3 protein-coding genes are annotated in these 1,695 nt (G+C 59.5%); 1 reads left to right on the top strand and 2 read right to left on the bottom strand.

Annotation, left to right across the window (positions count from 1 at the left end; all coding sequences use genetic code 11):
- Positions 1-70: 70 nt before the first annotated feature.
- Positions 71-544 carry a cupredoxin domain-containing protein gene (locus EOA85_RS34670; protein ID WP_127212680.1) on the bottom strand — a complete coding sequence of 158 codons (474 nt, stop codon included), beginning with the start codon at positions 542-544 and terminating at the stop codon, positions 71-73.
- Positions 537-707 carry a hypothetical protein gene (locus tag EOA85_RS37925; RefSeq protein ID WP_156768434.1) on the bottom strand — a complete coding sequence of 57 codons (171 nt, stop codon included), beginning with the start codon at positions 705-707 and terminating at the stop codon, positions 537-539. Before EOA85_RS37925 ends, EOA85_RS34670 begins: the two co-directional genes overlap by 8 nt.
- 316 nt (positions 708-1,023) lie before the next feature.
- On the opposite strand from EOA85_RS37925, the gene EOA85_RS34665 reads away from it, so the two are divergent.
- Positions 1,024-1,473 carry a host attachment family protein gene (locus EOA85_RS34665; RefSeq protein ID WP_127212679.1) on the top strand — a complete coding sequence of 150 codons (450 nt, stop codon included), beginning with the start codon at positions 1,024-1,026 and terminating at the stop codon, positions 1,471-1,473.
- Positions 1,474-1,695: the final 222 nt, after the last annotated feature.

Raw genomic sequence — 1,695 nt, 5'->3', positions numbered from 1 at the left:
ATATTACAAAACACTTTTTTCTAAATTCTACCAATCTAGTAGATTAAAGTCACCAAGCGCCGAACACTGATCAACCGCCTGCCAGCACGATCAACTCGCCCACCATCGACGGCTGATGAGTCCCACACCGAAATTCAAACACACCTGTCTTGCCGGCGGTGAAGGTTACGGTGGTGAGCTGGCCGCGCTTGACAGTGAAGCTGACATCGTAGCCGTCGATCACCCCCGGATGCTCCGCGCCATTGACACCCAGGATTTCGAGCGTGACTTCGTCGCCCTGGTTCACGATGATCTGATTGGGCTCCCAGCGGTAGGCCGATACCTCCCACCGACCCTCGGCGTTGGGCGCTTCGAGCTCGTAGCCCTTACCTTCTGGTAGGCCCGCGGTCGGGAACGGCTCCTTGTCGACGGTCGTCCCGCCCTTGGCCTCGACCGCGACCATGGTGATGGTGCGTTTCGCCGCCTGCGCGAGATCGGCCGACGCCGCCGCGCTCAGCGCCACACCTAACGAAAGCAGCGTCGCGGTTGTGCTAGACTTAAACATTTGGACCTCCCTTGATGTTGTTATCCACTGTGAAACGCGCGCTGCCACCGCCACCGGCCGAAAAGGCGGGAGCGATCACAAGGCGCGCATCGACAAGCAAGGACACCAGGCTGACGATCAATCGTGCTTGCATGGGGATCACCTCAAACGGGTGTATCGCCATATCAACGATTCCAAACGCCGGATTCTTCCAGCCTTAAGACGCAGCCCGTCAAGCAGGCTGCCCCTGTGGCGAGTGAGTGCTCCACTGCCACCGTCTCGGGCACGAAGACTGCTACATGATAGCCCGCTTCGATGTCGTGGCCGAACACCGTCATCCTTGGCTGGTTGGTTGGCTCGCTCGCTGTTCTTGTCGTCACCGGAACATTCCTGCGTCGGCGCGCGTTTGCCCTGCGAATCCGAGCCTGGCTGTTCAGCCGCGGCAATGGCTCCAGAGACGGGCCTAGAAAACCATGAAAAACAGAAAAAAGGAGCGCTCCGTGAATAACCTCAAGCTGAAACGCGGACTGTGGATCGTGGTGGCCGACGGCGAGAAGGCGCTGTTCCTCGAGAACCGTGGCGACACCCAATATCCCGACCTTCAGGTCGTGCAGGAAATGGAACAGGCAAATCCGGCGACGCGAGAGCAAGGTTCGGACCGCCCCGGCCGCTACAGCGACGGCCCTTCCGTCCACCGCAGCGCAGTCGAGGACACCGACTGGCAACGTCTCGGCAAGGAGCGTTTCGCCGACGAAATTGCCGAGCGGCTGTACAAGCTCGCGCATCGCGGCGCCTTCAAGGAGATGGTGCTGATCGCACCGCCGCAGGTGCTGGGCGACATGCGTCGAAAACTGCACAAGGAAGTCGCCGAGAAAATCACAGTGGAAATTTCGAAGACGCTGACCAACCACACCATCGTCGACATCGAAAACCTGCTGCAGGCCGCCTGATCGCGAGCATCGGGCGCGCAGGCCCCTTCCTTTTTGCAGCAATCCCGTTCTTTTTTCGAGCAACCATTGCCAGCCCGAGGCGGCTCGCCTTCTGTCATCCCCGTCGTCGATTTCATGGCATTTGCGGGTTGCCTCGACCATCCGAGCCGCCATATTGCAAAGGCGGCTGCTTCGGGCGGTGCATATCCGACATCGTGATTTTTGAAAGGCGCTCCATAGACC

Origin of the sequence: Mesorhizobium sp. M5C.F.Ca.IN.020.29.1.1 (assembly GCF_003997375.1) — a bacterium.
In the GTDB taxonomy this organism is placed as follows: Bacteria; Pseudomonadota; Alphaproteobacteria; order Rhizobiales; family Rhizobiaceae; genus Mesorhizobium; species Mesorhizobium wenxiniae.
Note: the sequence above shows the minus strand (reverse complement) of the source record. Positions and strands in the feature narration are given on the sequence as shown.